This window comes from Rhizobium sp. Leaf306 (genome assembly GCF_001423425.1).
Classification (GTDB): Bacteria; Pseudomonadota; Alphaproteobacteria; order Rhizobiales; family Rhizobiaceae; genus Neorhizobium; species Neorhizobium soli.
Genome location: NZ_LMNX01000003.1, coordinates 250,025 through 263,031 on the forward strand (window position 1 = coordinate 250,025; position 13,007 = coordinate 263,031).

A 13,007-nucleotide genomic window follows, 5' to 3' on the forward strand; every position below is an offset into this window, starting at 1 on the left:
TCCTCAAGACGGGAGAATGATATGCTGCTTGGCGCAATCGCCGATGATCTGACCGGCGCAACGGACCTTGCCCTGATGCTGTCGAGGGAGGGCATGCGCACGATCCAGACGGTGGGCGTTCCGCCCGCCGATTTCGATCTGAGCGATGTCGACGCGGTCGTCGTCGCCCTGAAATCCCGTACCAATCCCGCTGAAATGGCCATCGCGATGTCGCTCGAGGCACTGCGATGGCTGAAGACGGCCGGTGCCCGCCAGATCATCTTCAAATACTGCTCGACCTTCGATTCGACGCCGAAGGGCAATATCGGGCCGGTCACCGACGCGCTCGCACGCGAGCTTGGGACGGATCTGACGATCGTCTGCCCTGCTTTCCCAGCCAACCGCCGGACAATCTACAAGGGTCATCTCTTCGTGGCAGATCAACTGCTGTCGGATAGCCCCATGCGCCATCACCCCCTGACGCCGATGACGGATTCGTCGCTGGTGCGTCTGATGGCGGCACAATCCAAACTTCAGGTCGGCCTTGTCTCACATGAGAACGTCGCAAAGGGTGCCGAGAGCGTTCGTGCGGCCTTCGAAGAGGCGCGTCGGCGTGGTGACGGCGTCGTGGTCGTCGACGCGATTACCGACCAGGATCTGCGCGTGATCGGTGAGGCAGTCGCGGAGTTCCCGCTGATCACCGGCGGTTCCGGCATCGCAATCGGTCTGCCCGAGAACTTTCGGCGCGCGGGGCTTTTGCAACGAGACATCACGGCAGGACAGTTTCAGGCGCCGGACGGGAGGGCCGCCATTCTTGCCGGTTCCTGTTCAGAGGCGACACGGGGCCAGATCAAGGCCGCTATCGAGGCCGGCATGTCAACGCTCAAGCTCGATCCGGTCGATATCGCACAAGGGCGTATGGACGTTGACGAAGCGATCAGATGGGCTCTGGCGCAGGAAGGCGTTCCACTGATCTACTCGAGCGCCGATCCCAAGGATGTTCTGGCAGCCCAAGACAGCCTTGGACAGGAAAAGGCTGGCGAGATCGTCGAGCAGTTCCTCGCAAAAACCGCCATCGGACTGCGCGAAAACGGGGTCCGGAGGCTGATCGTTGCCGGCGGAGAAACGTCAGGCGCCGTCGTTGGAGCACTGGCGCCGTCCGCCTTGTTTATCGGCCGCGAGATCGACCCGGGTGTGCCCTGGACACTGACGATGGGTGATGGCGCACCTATGGCGCTTGCACTCAAATCCGGCAATTTCGGCACCGCCGACTTCTTCCTCAAGGCGTGGGAGCTTTTGAAATGACGGCAGTTCTTTCCGAGGAAACAAAGCTTCGCGACGAGATCGTCACGGTTGGCAAGTCGCTTTTCGACCGGTGCTTCACGTTCGGATCGACCGGCAACATCAGTGCGCGGCTATCGAATGGCGATATGCTGATGACGCCGACAAACGCATCGCTTGGCGCGCTCGATCCGGCGCGCCTTTCGAAATTCTCGGCTGAGGGCGTGCATGTCTCCGGCGACAAACCGACCAAGGAAGCGTTTCTGCACCAGTGCATGTATTGCGAACGCAGCACGGCTTCAGCGGTCGTTCACCTTCACTCGACGAATGCCGTCGCGATCAGCCTCATCGAAGGACTAAATCCGGAGGATCTTCTTCCGCCACTGACGGCTTATTACGTCATGCGGGTGGGAAAACTGCCGATGGCTCCGTATTTCCCGCCAGGCGATGCCGCTTTGGCTGAGGCGGTGCGGGAGCGTGCTCGCGACAGTCACGCCGTCCTGCTCGCCAATCACGGGCCGGTCGTTGCCGGGAAATCGCTGCGCGAGGCGCAATACGCGACCGAGGAGCTCGAGGAAACGGCGAAACTGTTCCTGATGCTGCGTGGCGAGAAAATCAGGCCACTGACGCAGGAGCAGCGTGACGATCTTATGGAGCGCCACGGCTGATCCTGCTGCGGTAGGTGGCCGCGTGCTATGCTTCAGCCGCGGAAACTGCCTTCGTTCATGTCCTTGGGATCATAGTTGAGATCAAAATCCTTTTCGGATTTCTTTCCCGGCGCATCGCGGTGAACGGTCGCGTCTTCAGAGCCCGTCACGACTGTCGGCTTTGCGCTGTGAACCCCTGTCGCCTTGCGATCGGCCTGGGACGGGGCGTACTGACCCTTTGCATCGTCTTCCGGTTTACTCATTGCAGTGCTCCTTTTCTGTCCTATCCAACAGGTAGCAAGAGCAGGAGTTCCGTGAGGCTCAGCCTGATACTCGCAAAAGGGGAACGAAGATTGTGCTCTCGCTCCGTCCGGTTCGAGCAAACACGCGTGCCGGAGGATGGTCGGTTCAGATATAAGCGACACCGGCCTTCCGGGCTTCCGCTGCCGCATAAAGGTTGGACCGATGGCAGCGTTCATAAAATGCTGCCGTTTCGCCCGGCATATCCTCTGGCAGGCTCAGGAAGTCCCGCAGGCGCAGGCCGTCTTTCTGGTCGAGATCAGCATTGGCCAACGCGGGGCCGTCAAGAGCGGCGATGCGGTCGTGCAGTCGTGAGAAGTAAGCAAGGTTCGCTTCGACGATCGACGGTGCGGAGGTCTGGCCGTGAGCTAGAACGACGTGGCGGGCATCAAGATCACGGATTGTTTTCAACGAGCAGCAAAGCGCCTTGAGATCGTGAGGATCCTTGCTCCAGACTTCGGGGATCGGCCACTCGACGGCATCGATCGCAAGACAGGTTTGGATGGAAGGGATCCAGACCGCGATATGATCCGGCGTATGTCCGGGCGTGTGAAGCAATTCGAGGACCAGATCGCCGCCATCCAGGATCATGCTCTCGCCAGCGAAGCATAGATTGGGGGCAACAATCTCGACATCCCGAAACCGTGCGTCGCGCTGTTTTTCGACAAGCTTATCTCGTGCAGCGGGATCGTTTAGCCGCTCCAGCGCCTTGGCGTGCGCGATGATCGGTATGCGATCGTCAAGCCCGGAATTGCCCCAAAAGTGGTCCCAGTCCATGTGGGAGTTGATGACCAGCAGAGGCCGGTCGCCCATCTGGTCGTCGAGCAGTGCTAGCGCCTCCCGACACAGGGATGGGGTGCCAAGCGTATCGACGAGGACATTGAACCGATCAGTCCGCACGAAGACGGCATCGACCTCGTCGCCAGCCCTCACGATGACAATCCGATCATCGAGGCCAGGGTAAGTCGTGAGCCGCACCGAAATATTCATCGCCAATCCCTTGCGATGCGTCACTTGAAAAGGCGATGGCCCGCCGTCAGCGGAACGAGGGCAACCCATGACTAGGTTTCGGCATATCCAGCTTTGGCAGAGAATTCGCGAGAGCCGCAGCCTCGCCGGAATAAGGGAAGTCATCGCCCAGCTGGCGATCGCCTTCGTACACCTTGAAGGATGGCCCATCGACCTCGACGATCTTGTAACCGTTCACGTATTCGACCTTTGGCGTTTTCCAACCCATATCGATCTCTCTTTCTTGAAAGCTGACACGACGGTCAGCGCGATGTCATGACGGTCGATCCGTTGGCAAAGGTCTAACAGGTACACGCTCAAACGCCTAATCATGACCGAGCGGCAGCCGAGTGCTTGATCGGCGGAGGAAATCAATAAGGTCAACCACGCCGTGCGTATCATGTTATGCCATAATCCGCGGGGCTTAGCCTCAGGGTGGAAGGGAACAAATCGAGGTCAAATGCATTCGAGGTCGCAGTCAATGCCGACTTCTCTTGGGGGCCCTTATGAAACGACTTTCCGTGACCGCCTTTGCCGCTCTTTGCCTCACCGCCGGAGCAACCTACGCCCAGACGAACAACGACGAGGCAGCCCAGGCATGCCAATCGACCGGCTTGCTGGCGCTGCAGGAAAAATCGTCCGCCATCACCGATCTCGTGCTCGACATGGAAACCCTGGCCGTGAGCTCGGCCGATACCAAGGTCGAGAATGTCGCGGTGAAGACCGTCGTCATGGGCGATGCCTATATCGCACGCGGCGGCGAAACCGGTAAGCCTGATCGTTTCGTCTGCCTTCTAGGCGAAAAAGGAAAAGTGCTTCTGACGTTTTTTACCGCGCAGTAGCCGACGGAGCCGCGTCGCAGCCGGTGCCCGATTTGCGACAGTTCGGCTAGGTACGGCGGGTGTCAAGGATCAGATAACTCAGCGTTATCCACGTCATTTGCTCGGAACCGATCCGCCGCTGCGGGATTACTGTAGGCCTCGAAACATGCACCGGCTGGTTCCTCGAAGGAAGCAGGCGGTGCTGACTATGGAGACCCTTATGCAGCTACCACAGAACACGATCGTTGCCGTTGCCGATGGCGAAAAGCTCAGCCTTTTCAAGAATGAAGGTGACGCAGCAAACGTCAAGCTGAGAGCGATGCCGGCCACGGACATCGACAGCTCGAAAATCTCTTCCGGTGCGCGCCATTCCAGCAGTTCCGCAAACCCGGATGACAGCCAGCAGGACGAAGACGGTTTCAGCAACGGCATTGCCGACATGCTGAACAAACATGTGCTGGATGGAAAGATCAAAAATCTTGTTGTCGTGGCGGCGCCCCGCACGCTCGGCGAAATGCGCAAGAGCTACCACAAGTCGCTGTCTGACGTTCTGATTGGCGAACTCGACAAGGACCTTACGGGCCATTCGATCCAGGATATCGAAAAGGCGCTGGCTGCAGCCTGATCGCTACACCAGCACCAGAAGTGGAGGCCCTGCAGCAGCGGGGCCCTACTTTCGAGAAGTGAAGGCCATCAGTATCCGATGTCTGCGGATAGATGGACACGGTTAGACAGGGCGGCGCCCATGCTTCTAAACAGTCAGGCGACCTCGGAGGCCAGGATTAGGCCAGGAGGGGGGCTCGGTACTTCCCCACCTTCGACCCGTAGCGCCAGATAATCCAAGGCGTTCTGCAGTCCGTTCATCGTGTACGGCTTCTCGATTGCGCCGAGCGCGCCAGCAAAATCATCCGGGATCCGCTTCAAATTTCCTGAAACAAATATGTAAGGGACGTTTTTCGAAGCAAGGAATTTTCCGACGTCGATCCCTGTCGGGCCATCAAGAAGTTGGATGTCGACGAAAGCGAAGTCAGGCGCAGTCTTTTCAGCAAGTTCGTATGCGGTCGAGCTTGAAGCCGCCTGGCCGACAACATCGTGACCCGCAGCCTCGACCTCAGTTTCAAGTTCGAGCGCCAGCAGCGCCTCGTCTTCCACGATCATCACGCGCAAAATTCTGTTCCTTACTCATTGACCATCAGGGTAACGCTCACTTCTGTGCGCTTGCCATCCGTTTTCCGTTCGATTTCAGCGCCCAGCTGCCTGGCACAGGTCTCCAGCATCAGTCTGCCGAAGTCGTGTTCGCGCTGGTCAAAGACAACGGGGGTGACCGTGTCGACGACCCTTACCAAGAAGTGTCCGTTCAGGCGTCTCACTTCCAGGTGAATTTCGCCGCCGCCATCGCTCAGGCCGCGTCGAACGACATCACCGATCAGCTCGTTCAAGATAAGAGCGAGAGGTGATGCCTTGTCAGCCGGGACGATGACTTCGTGCAGGTCGGTTGTCATCACAATGTCAGATCGCCTAAGCGCGCCGACCACATCAACGATGAGGTCGCCTGCGAACTCTGCAACATCGAAATGGCCGACATCATCGTCATTCAGAAGCTTACGGTGAACAGTGCTCAGCGCTTCGACGCGGCTGAGGACGGAAAACAGGGTCCGCTTTGCTACCTCGTCCTCCGCCATCCGCGCCTGGAGCTTGACGATCGAGGCGATGGTGAGGAGATTGTTTTTGACGCGGTGGTCGACTTCGTGAACGAGCGCGGTCTTTGTTGTCAGCGCGTCCGTCAGGTCCGCTGTGCGCCTTGCGACTTCCTCTTCCGCGATATGCCGAGCCGCCGCTAACTCTGCCTCTTTGCTCTTGATGTTGGTAAAGTCCAACTGAGACGCGAAGAAGTAGATGACTTGCCCATCTTCGTTTCGAACCGGGCTGACGAACAGAGCATTCCAGAAGGTCGTGCCGTCGCGCCGATAGTTGAGAATGTCGATCGCAAGATCCCGCTCTTGCGACACCGCTTCCCGAATTTTGGCAACAGCCGCAGGGTCAGTTTGCGGACCCTGTAAGAGGCGGCAGTTGCGCCCAACAAGTTCCTGCGCCGAGTACCCGGTTAACTTCGAGAACGCTCGATTTGAAAAGATGATCGGGTTATCGACCTGGCGTGGATCGGTGATGATCATCGGCATGCGTGTTGCTTTGAAAGCTGCTGCGAACGGATCTCCGGATGCGTGGGCGGCGATTAGCCGGTCGCCTGCGTCTCTTGCGCCGCGAACATCTTTTTCCACAGCCATAAAGTCCGTCGCCCCTCATAAGCGTTGCGAAAAATAATGCTTTAACCGCGGACAGGTTCCGACATCCTGTTAAAATTGACGGTCGTCAGCAATCCGCTCCATTCTCTAGGGAAAACCTGAAAATTCCGTGTTTCCAGATGTTGCGGAGATTAGGCACTGTGCAGTCGCGGGATCACAAATGGTTAGTGGCGCTCACATCTCGTCTCAAGACCGGCATAACGTATGGCGATAAAGGCCATCAGGCATGCGACCGAGAACATGTTGAGCCTGAGCAGGATGGCAAGGTCAGGATCGCTCCACACCCGCAATGGAGGACCGAGAAGATACTGCGAGAATAGAAACACAGCGAAGACAAAGGCCGCCATGCCGCGCTGCCACCACTTCTCCTGGGCAAAAAAGGACAGTGCGGAAAGCATGAAGCAGGCACCGAAAAAAAGCGCCGTCCCCGAACCATGCCCGAACAGTTTGGTCTCGAACAACGTGTCGAGCGTGCCGACGATTGGCAACGCCAACCGCGCCATGAAAGGTGATTGGCGAGCAATGAAAGGGATCGCGAGAAACAGGGGGGCGGCAAGCAAGGTAGCGCATGACGCAGCCACGCCATTGCCGACGAGATACCAGACATAGACGGGATAGAATGGCTTATTGAATACGATCACCCAGGCGATCGTGACCGTCGCCTGGGTGAGGGGATCGAGTGGCGGTCGTGTCTGTGTCATCGCTCAGCAACCCCTGTCTTTGAATATGCAAACAACGGCCGCACGCGGTTTCAGCAGTGGCGTGCAGCACCGGAATGGCTACGCCGAGAAGGTCTGCGCGGCGTTGATCGACGACACGAACTGACGTGTGCGTTCGTGGACAGGGTTGCGAAAGACCTGTTCGGCGCTGCCGATCTCGACGACCTGCCCCGCCTCGAGAAAGACAACGAGATTGGCAACCTGCGAGGCAAGTCGCAGATCGTGCGTCGCCATCACCATGGTCGTGCCCTCTTTGGCAAGGGTGCCGAGCACGTCGACGACCTCGGCGGAAAGCTCCGGGTCAAGCGCCGAAGTCGGTTCGTCGCACAAAAGAACCTTCGGCGAGGGCGCGAGCGCCCGTGCAATTGCCACACGCTGCTGCTGGCCGCCTGAGAGATTGGCGGGCCAGGCATCGGCCTTGTGTTCCATGCCGACTTTCGTCAGCAATTCCATGGCGCGCGCCCTGGCTTTTTCGCGGGACCATTTCTGGACGACAAGCAGCCCTTCCATGACGTTTTCGATGGCCGTGCGATGTGGGAAAAGCTGGAAGTTCTGAAACACCATTCCCGTCTGGCTGCGCACTTTCTGAATGGATTGCCACGGCGCCTTGCGGCCGGGTGCAAAGTCGACGCTCTCAGCGCCGATGCGCACGCTTCCGGCAGTCGGTTGCTCCAGGAGGTTGATGCAGCGGAGCAAGGTACTCTTGCCGCCGCCCGACGGTCCGACCAGAGCCGAAACGCTGCCCTCCGGAAAGCTGAGAGAGATATCCTTCAGAATGACGGCGTCGCCGAAACGCTTTTCGATATGCGACAGTTCGATCATCGGTTGGCCTCCAGCATGCCGCCGTATCGGGCAAAGCGAAATTCGAGTCGGGACTGCAGGTGAGACAGGATGGAGCTCAGAGCGAGATAGATGATGGCGGCCTCGATATAGAGGATGAGCGGCTCATACGTCGTGGCAACGATACGCTGCGCGGACTGGAAAAGTTCGGGCACGGTAATTGCCGCGGCAAGCGAGGTATCCTTGACCAGCGATATGAACGTGTTTGACAGAGGCGGCACGGATACCCGGCTTGCCTGCGGCAGGATCGTGCGCCGCATCGCCTGGCGCCAGTTCATGCCGGTGGAATAGGCGGCTTCCCACTGACCCTTGGGGACGGAGGAGATGGCTGCACGGATGATTTCCGACGTGTAGGCACCGACATTGAGCGTGAAGCCGATCAGGGCCGCCGTAAAGGCATCAAGCAGAATTCCCACACTCGGCAGGCCGTAGAAGATCACGAAGAGCTGCACAAGGAGTGGTGTACCGCGAATGATCCATACATAGAAGCGAGCGATTGCTGAAACCGGCCACGGCCCGAACAACCGTGCGACCGCGGTGACAAGCCCCAGCGATAGGCCCAGCACAAAGGAAAGGAGTGTCAGCGGGATCGTAAATTTCACGCCGGCCCACAGAAGTGTCGGCAACGAATCGATCATCAATTGAAGCCAGTGCGGCACGGCGAACCTCAAAACATATGACGCCCGGCGATGGTCGCCGAGCGCTCTGATCTCGATACATATGGCGCAGTTTCAAGAACGGAACAGTCCGTTCTTACTTCGAGACGTCCTGACCGAAATACTTGTCAGAAATCGTCTTGTAGGTTCCGTCCGCCTTGATGTCGGCGAGCGCCTTGTTGATGGCTGAAACCAGCTCGTCGTCGCCCTTGCGAACGATGATGCCAGAGAAATCGGCATCCGCCTTTTCGGCAACGATCTTAACGGGAGCCTGAGGCTGCTTCTTCTTGAAATCGAGGAAGGAGAGGCTGTCGTTGATCGTGGCATCGGCGCGGCGGGTCAGAACCAGCTGGATCGACTGGTCAAAGCCGTCGGTGCCGACGAGCTCTGCTCCAGACGCCTCGGCCAGCTTGCCGAAGTTGCTGGTCAGCGACTGTGCCGACTTCTTGCCCTTGAGGCTTTCGAACCCTTTGATCTCCTCGTCATTGCTGCGAACGATCAGCACGGCCTTGGACGCGATATAGGGGTCGGAGAAGGCATATTTCTGCTTGCGGGCTTCGGTGATGCCGACCTGATTGATGACGGCATCATAGCGTTTGGCATCGATGCCAGCGATGAGGCCATCCCACTTGCCTTCGATGAATTCTGCCTTCACGCCAAGCTTGTTGGCGACAGCCTCGCCGATCTCGACGTCGAAGCCGGTCAGCTTGTTGGCGCTGTCGTGGAAAGTGAAGGGCGCATAGGTGCCTTCCGTCCCGATCTTGATCACGCCGGCGGCCTTGATCTGGTCGAGGTTTTCGCCAGCGACAGACGGAGTGATGGCAACGGCCTGCAGCAGGGCGGCAGCAGCGATGGATTTCAGCCAGTTCATGGTCATTCCTTTCGGGCATCAGGCCTGATGGCCTTTCGATGCGGTGTTATCTAGGAAAACCTGTGCTGTTGGAGGAGAGGATCGAGCAAATAAAACAGGCAAATGAGATTATTTTGCTCATTTTTCTTCGCGCATGACCCGACGCAACCACGACACAGCTTTTGCGCAGGATTTCCGGCAAGACGCCATCGTGCCGCAATCTGTTGTCCCGGAAGACCCGGGCGGAACCCTTGCGTGCTCTAGCTGTTGTTTCGCCGAACAGGAGCAACATCATGACCGAAGAAAAACGCGGCGAAACCGGCAATGAGGAGCCACAGGCGGAAGGGAGCACGCAGGGTGAGCATAGCCAGGAGCGCGAGCAAACTTCGAGCGATTCAAAGTCTCATAGCAGCTCGCCGCAGACGTGGTCGGCCGATCACGGCGGAGGTGTTTCGCCCCCAACCAGCAAGCCGGTGAGTTCAGACGATAAGGCGGATTAGGCGTCTGAAAATCTGGAGCCTTCGAACTGTACCAACGCCCTCGCCAACGGATTTTGGCCGGAGGCTGTGATGACCCACATCTAGGCTCGAATCATTCTTCGTTTAGTAGCAGCTGAATAATAAAACGCCTCTAGCGTGCACTGCGGTAGCGAGATATTATGCTTTCCGTTAGCGCATGCGCTCGGGTCAGTGCCAACGTAATATTGGAATAATAAAACGATCGATATTGCCATTTTTGTAAATAAGAAAGTCGGGTTCGTGCCTTTGTAATGCACGCCAGATTCTTTTCAGTTTCTATTTCCTAAAGTACCTTTCCTGTTTTTTGCAGTGCTCACGAGGTTTTCTTGGCTTGAGCAGATATTACAACGATAGGCGGTTTGCGGAAGGGGGAAGGCATCGGGGGCCGGGAGGTCTCGTCGTCTTCATGCTCCTGTTCGCCGCCTTCTCAAGCGCAATCGGTGCAAGCCTTCTCCTCTCCAATGATCACACGCGTCTCAAGCTTTTGTTGCTGCGGCTGGGTTTCCAGCAAAGCAGCGTTGCGAACCTGAGCGTGCCCTTTGTCAATGCACAGTCCGCCGCGCAGGCAAGCATGGGGGTATCGGTGGTCTTTGCAAAGAAAGCCCGCCTCTTGAAGGGCCGCGCCCCGATACGTGCTGACGAGCAGTGCGCTACTCTTGCAGCCCTTGCCGAGGTGGAGCCTGTGTTTACCCGCGAAGACGGTGGCGCCAAATGGGAATGCAGCTATCTCGTGACGGGAGCGGATTTGGGACGTCAGTCATCGATATTCGTCCAGATCCGGGGTAGGGAGGCTGCAGGGAACGCGACATTTCGGCTGAAAATAAGCTTCGGAACTTTGTCCGAACGGGAAGCGCTCGCCTATCAGGCGTCCGCAATTGCTGCACGCTTGCTCGATCTCGATGCGTATCTGTCCATTTCGCTCGGAGACGCCTTGGCGCGCGGGCAAGATTTTCGCAGAGAGATTGCGGCGGCAACCATTTCATATAAGCGGGAAATGCTGGATGAAAGTCGATACAATCTCGTTGGAACGTATCCGCTTCCGAAAGCCCCTGCTCAGCAAGTCACAAACTGAGTTGATTTTCGTATCTACTTGATACTTGCCGTGACAGTCGTGTCGTGAGGCGTGCCGATGTGCTCGGCAATCTGGCTGATGCCCTGGATGATGACAGCCCAGAGAGCAATGGAGACACCGAAAGCAAATGACAGATTTCTGAAACGACGCGACATTTTTCCCTCACAAGATGAGGAATATGTACCGCACAATAGTTCGAATACAGTTAGTGTGATCGGTCAAATTGAACCTAACTGTAGCGCCCGCCGATCGACCATGAAAACGCTCGCCGAGAAACTTCGCGCTCAGAAAATCGGCGGGTAACAGACCCTGACGATTTCGATCTGGCGCGGTTCTCGGTAGGTGATCTCAAGCAGTTCGCATTCCTCTGTGACGTAGCTCGAGCGGACAAGATGTGTGTTCGGTTGCGTCTCGTTATACCTCGACCGCTGAATGATGTCCGCCGCGTATGCCGACGCCCCGAGCGAAGCTGCGAGGAGTAATGTCGCAATAGTTAACTTCGAAATTACGTGTAAAGCGGCCATCTCAACCTCTCTAATCACCCGTATTTTGCATCTACATCTAGTATATTTTTCAGATTAAAACGCAAGGCACAAATAACATCACGCCGAATGGATCGTAGCTGTTGGCGAGTGATGTGACCCTAGTCCAGGAGGGCTGCGGCAAGAGCCTGATTGTAGGTCGGAGCGATCACCTTTTCTAATGATCATTTCAGAGCGCTTGCCGTCAGTTTCGGCGCTTACGCAATCTTTCTGTCCGTTCGGAAATTGCAGGCAGATCTTGCCGTTGTCGATCTTGTACCCGATCGTCTTACCCGTTTGGTAAGTATACCCGTTCCCTTTTTTTGCAGCGTTCCCCGAACCTTCGTTCATGCGCCCGGGGATTTCTGTTTGGAAGCAACGCACATCTCGGTATGTGCGTACTGTGCGGGAAGCGACGAATTTATTGCGGCAATGATAGCAAAACTGTGCAGCGCATAATTTGATCGATCTCTCAAGTCGTCGACCGCAAAATATCACGGTTCTCTCGAACGAACCGGAGGGATTCGCCGCACGTTGCTGCGAATCCACGTATCAAATCTAATTTCATATGTAATAATAAAGCAATATTGCTTGCTTTATATTTAACCATTTATTAAGTTCCGGGCTGACTCGTGTTTAGAATCGAGATATGGAGTATTGATAAGACGATCATATATTAACTCTCGTATATTGGATGGTTCCCTTGAGTGCTGTGGAGCTGGTGGTACAACTGGATGCTAGTGAGTACCTTGCCGGTAGTTCGGCGAATGATAATTATAAGCTTACATATAGTGACCAGCCTGCGGCTTGGGAATTCGCGGCCAAGCGCGCAGTCGACATGCTGATATCCCTGATTGCCCTGGTTACGCTTCTTCCCCTGTTCGTCCTGATATGCGCGATCATCCGTGCCGAGAGCAGAGGGTCACCGCTGTTTTCCCAGATTCGATGGGGGAAGGACGGTCGCAAAATTAAAATCTATAAGTTCAGATCGATGTTTACCGACCGGGGAGATGTGTCTGGCGTCGCACAGACAACTCGGAACGATCCCCGGATTACACGGGTCGGCCGGTTCATTCGCAAATCCAATATCGACGAACTGCCGCAACTCATCAACGTGCTCAAAGGGGACATGTCTCTTGTCGGTCCGAGATGCCACGCCGTCGGCATGCTTGCGGCCGGCGTTACCTATGAGGAACTCGTTCCGGATTATCACCAGCGACACAGCATGCGGCCTGGTCTTACCGGGCTGGCGCAAATGCGCGGCCTGCGAGGGCCAACGGATCGTGCTTCGAAAGCCCGGGCTCGCATCGCCTGCGATCTCTATTATGTTGCCAATTTCTCGATCTGGCTTGACGTCTACATCATCCTCCAAACCATCAGGATGGAACTGACGAATGGCAAGGGCTTCTAAGCCAACCGTTCTTCGAACCGATCCAATAGCAAACGGCGGCACACTGGTGCCGCCGTCGCTTGTTTGATATTTCGGGGGTTG

17 protein-coding genes are annotated in these 13,007 nt (G+C 56.8%); 7 read left to right on the plus strand and 10 right to left on the minus strand.

The genetic code is table 11. The features are described 5' to 3' along the window. The first annotated feature begins 21 nt into the window (after positions 1-21). Entirely contained in the window at positions 22-1,284 is a 1,263-nt protein-coding gene (otnK, locus tag ASG19_RS14635) for a 3-oxo-tetronate kinase (protein ID WP_062458710.1), read from the plus strand. Further along, positions 1,281-1,928 (plus strand): 3-oxo-tetronate 4-phosphate decarboxylase, encoded by a 648-nt coding sequence (gene otnC / locus ASG19_RS14640; protein WP_062458713.1) that lies wholly within the window; start codon positions 1,281-1,283, stop codon positions 1,926-1,928. The genes otnK and otnC overlap by 4 nt, the downstream gene beginning before the upstream one ends. A gap of 32 nt (positions 1,929-1,960) precedes the next feature. On the opposite strand, the gene ASG19_RS14645 is transcribed toward otnC, so the two are convergent. The 3 genes from ASG19_RS14645 to ASG19_RS23570 all read right to left on the minus strand — a co-directional run bounded on the left by ASG19_RS14645 (position 1,961) and on the right by ASG19_RS23570 (position 3,444). Continuing rightward, positions 1,961-2,170 (minus strand): hypothetical protein, encoded by a 210-nt coding sequence (locus tag ASG19_RS14645; protein ID WP_062458716.1) that lies wholly within the window; start codon positions 2,168-2,170, stop codon positions 1,961-1,963. 145 nt (positions 2,171-2,315) lie between these two features. Continuing rightward, positions 2,316-3,197 carry an MBL fold metallo-hydrolase gene (locus ASG19_RS14650; RefSeq protein ID WP_062458719.1) on the minus strand — a complete coding sequence of 294 codons (882 nt, stop codon included), beginning with the start codon at positions 3,195-3,197 and terminating at the stop codon, positions 2,316-2,318. 46 nt (positions 3,198-3,243) lie between these two features. Continuing rightward, entirely contained in the window at positions 3,244-3,444 is a 201-nt protein-coding gene (locus ASG19_RS23570) for a hypothetical protein (protein WP_062576573.1), read from the minus strand. 277 nt (positions 3,445-3,721) lie between these two features. Here ASG19_RS23570 and ASG19_RS14660 point away from each other — a divergent pair, with 277 nt between their 5' ends. Both ASG19_RS14660 and ASG19_RS14665 read left to right on the plus strand, forming a co-directional pair. Further along, a complete protein-coding gene (locus tag ASG19_RS14660; protein ID WP_062458725.1) occupies positions 3,722-4,057 on the plus strand; it encodes a hypothetical protein in 336 nt (111 codons plus the stop codon). Between the two features lie 199 nt (positions 4,058-4,256). Beyond that, positions 4,257-4,661 (plus strand): host attachment protein, encoded by a 405-nt coding sequence (locus ASG19_RS14665; RefSeq protein ID WP_062458727.1) that lies wholly within the window; start codon positions 4,257-4,259, stop codon positions 4,659-4,661. A gap of 134 nt (positions 4,662-4,795) precedes the next feature. On the opposite strand, the gene ASG19_RS14670 is transcribed toward ASG19_RS14665, so the two are convergent. From ASG19_RS14670 to ASG19_RS14695, 6 genes are all read right to left on the minus strand, one after another. Next, a complete protein-coding gene (locus ASG19_RS14670) occupies positions 4,796-5,203 on the minus strand; it encodes a response regulator (RefSeq protein ID WP_062458730.1) in 408 nt (135 codons plus the stop codon). A gap of 11 nt (positions 5,204-5,214) precedes the next feature. Then, positions 5,215-6,321 carry a PAS domain-containing protein gene (locus tag ASG19_RS14675; protein WP_062458733.1) on the minus strand — a complete coding sequence of 369 codons (1,107 nt, stop codon included), beginning with the start codon at positions 6,319-6,321 and terminating at the stop codon, positions 5,215-5,217. Between the two features lie 182 nt (positions 6,322-6,503). Next, positions 6,504-7,040, minus strand: a complete 537-nt coding sequence (locus ASG19_RS14680; RefSeq protein ID WP_062458736.1) for a hypothetical protein — start codon at positions 7,038-7,040, stop codon at positions 6,504-6,506. A gap of 78 nt (positions 7,041-7,118) precedes the next feature. Next, complete coding sequence (locus tag ASG19_RS14685) at positions 7,119-7,880, minus strand: amino acid ABC transporter ATP-binding protein (RefSeq protein ID WP_062458743.1); 762 nt, start codon at positions 7,878-7,880, stop codon at positions 7,119-7,121. Continuing rightward, positions 7,877-8,557 carry an amino acid ABC transporter permease gene (locus tag ASG19_RS14690; RefSeq protein ID WP_062458746.1) on the minus strand — a complete coding sequence of 227 codons (681 nt, stop codon included), beginning with the start codon at positions 8,555-8,557 and terminating at the stop codon, positions 7,877-7,879. The genes ASG19_RS14685 and ASG19_RS14690 overlap by 4 nt, the downstream gene beginning before the upstream one ends. A gap of 94 nt (positions 8,558-8,651) precedes the next feature. After that, a complete protein-coding gene (locus ASG19_RS14695; RefSeq protein WP_062460378.1) occupies positions 8,652-9,425 on the minus strand; it encodes an amino acid ABC transporter substrate-binding protein in 774 nt (257 codons plus the stop codon). Positions 9,426-9,697: 272 nt separating this feature from the next. Between ASG19_RS14695 and ASG19_RS14700 the strand changes: the two genes are divergently transcribed. Both ASG19_RS14700 and ASG19_RS14705 read left to right on the plus strand, forming a co-directional pair. Beyond that, the gene (locus ASG19_RS14700) at positions 9,698-9,904 is read left to right on the plus strand and encodes a hypothetical protein (protein WP_062458749.1); all 207 of its coding nucleotides are present in this window, start codon (positions 9,698-9,700) and stop codon (positions 9,902-9,904) included. A gap of 424 nt (positions 9,905-10,328) precedes the next feature. Beyond that, positions 10,329-10,994, plus strand: a complete 666-nt coding sequence (locus tag ASG19_RS14705) for a DUF6030 family protein (RefSeq protein ID WP_062458753.1) — start codon at positions 10,329-10,331, stop codon at positions 10,992-10,994. A gap of 14 nt (positions 10,995-11,008) precedes the next feature. On the opposite strand, the gene ASG19_RS23940 is transcribed toward ASG19_RS14705, so the two are convergent. Then, positions 11,009-11,149: a hypothetical protein gene (locus tag ASG19_RS23940; RefSeq protein WP_156461709.1), complete on the minus strand. Its 141-nt coding sequence runs from the start codon at positions 11,147-11,149 to the stop codon at positions 11,009-11,011. A gap of 1,096 nt (positions 11,150-12,245) precedes the next feature. On the opposite strand from ASG19_RS23940, the gene ASG19_RS14715 reads away from it, so the two are divergent. Beyond that, entirely contained in the window at positions 12,246-12,926 is a 681-nt protein-coding gene (locus ASG19_RS14715) for a sugar transferase (RefSeq protein ID WP_280136957.1), read from the plus strand. The last annotated feature ends 81 nt before the right edge of the window (positions 12,927-13,007 follow it).

Excerpts from the sequence above, each read along its gene's own strand:
- ASG19_RS14665 (WP_062458727.1), top strand. The coding sequence starts at position 4,257 with ATGCAGCTACCACAGAACACGATCGTTGCCGTTGCCGATGGCGAAAAG.
- ASG19_RS23570 (WP_062576573.1), bottom strand. The coding sequence starts at position 3,444 with ATGGGTTGGAAAACGCCAAAGGTCGAATACGTGAACGGTTACAAGATC.
- ASG19_RS14685 (WP_062458743.1), bottom strand. The coding sequence starts at position 7,880 with ATGATCGAACTGTCGCATATCGAAAAGCGTTTCGGCGACGCCGTCATT.
- otnK (WP_062458710.1), top strand. The coding sequence starts at position 22 with ATGCTGCTTGGCGCAATCGCCGATGATCTGACCGGCGCAACGGACCTT.
- ASG19_RS14700 (WP_062458749.1), top strand. The coding sequence starts at position 9,698 with ATGACCGAAGAAAAACGCGGCGAAACCGGCAATGAGGAGCCACAGGCG.
- ASG19_RS23940 (WP_156461709.1), bottom strand. The coding sequence starts at position 11,149 with ATGTCGCGTCGTTTCAGAAATCTGTCATTTGCTTTCGGTGTCTCCATT.
- ASG19_RS14705 (WP_062458753.1), top strand. The coding sequence starts at position 10,329 with ATGCTCCTGTTCGCCGCCTTCTCAAGCGCAATCGGTGCAAGCCTTCTC.
- ASG19_RS14675 (WP_062458733.1), bottom strand. The coding sequence starts at position 6,321 with ATGGCTGTGGAAAAAGATGTTCGCGGCGCAAGAGACGCAGGCGACCGG.
- otnC (WP_062458713.1), top strand. The coding sequence starts at position 1,281 with ATGACGGCAGTTCTTTCCGAGGAAACAAAGCTTCGCGACGAGATCGTC.
- ASG19_RS14680 (WP_062458736.1), bottom strand. The coding sequence starts at position 7,040 with ATGACACAGACACGACCGCCACTCGATCCCCTCACCCAGGCGACGGTC.
- ASG19_RS14650 (WP_062458719.1), bottom strand. The coding sequence starts at position 3,197 with ATGAATATTTCGGTGCGGCTCACGACTTACCCTGGCCTCGATGATCGG.
- ASG19_RS14660 (WP_062458725.1), top strand. The coding sequence starts at position 3,722 with ATGAAACGACTTTCCGTGACCGCCTTTGCCGCTCTTTGCCTCACCGCC.
- ASG19_RS14695 (WP_062460378.1), bottom strand. The coding sequence starts at position 9,425 with ATGAACTGGCTGAAATCCATCGCTGCTGCCGCCCTGCTGCAGGCCGTT.
- ASG19_RS14645 (WP_062458716.1), bottom strand. The coding sequence starts at position 2,170 with ATGAGTAAACCGGAAGACGATGCAAAGGGTCAGTACGCCCCGTCCCAG.